Source organism: Planctomonas deserti (assembly GCF_003067705.1).
Taxonomy (GTDB): Bacteria; Actinomycetota; Actinomycetes; order Actinomycetales; family Microbacteriaceae; genus Planctomonas; species Planctomonas deserti.
This window is the reverse complement of sequence record NZ_QANL01000241.1, coordinates 1-508: the sequence shown is the minus strand read 5'-3', so window position 1 is coordinate 508 and position 508 is coordinate 1. Positions and strand designations below refer to the sequence as shown.

Below are 508 nucleotides of genomic sequence, written 5' to 3'. Positions count from 1 at the left end.
AGCTGGACGAAGCCCTGCTGACCCTGCTGACGCCGGAGGAGCGTGAAGCGCTGGCCAAACCCGGCATGCGCGCGGCCGACCTGGGTGCGGACCCCGGCGGCTGGACCTGGGTGCTGACCCGCCAGCACATGCACGTGCTGAGCATCGACAACGGCCCACTGCGCCAGCACGTACTGGACACCGGCCTGGTCGAGCACCTTCGCGCCGATGGCTTCCACTGGCACCCGGAGCAGCCACTGGACTGGATGGTCTGCGACATGGTCGAGCAGCCGCGCCGCGTGGCCGAACGCATGGCCACCTGGTTCCGCGAAGGCTGGTGCAGGCACGCGATCTTCAACCTGAAACTGCCGATGAAGAAGCGCTGGGACGAAACCCGCTTGTGCCTGGACCTGTTCCAGGAGCAGGCCTGCAAGCCGCTGGTGGTCCGCGCCAAGCAGCTCTATCACGACCGTGAGGAGATCACGGTATTGGCCTCGCCGCTGCGCTGAGGAACATGCCCGCCGGGCAT

The 508-nt window shown here is 67.3% G+C and carries 1 protein-coding gene; it reads left to right on the top strand.

Annotation, left to right across the window (positions count from 1 at the left end; all coding sequences use genetic code 11):
* On the top strand, window positions 1–488 hold a 488-nt coding region (gene rlmM / locus DAI20_RS20485; protein ID WP_108252926.1), incomplete at its 5' end, for a 23S rRNA (cytidine(2498)-2'-O)-methyltransferase RlmM.
* Window positions 489–508 lie beyond the last annotated feature (20 nt).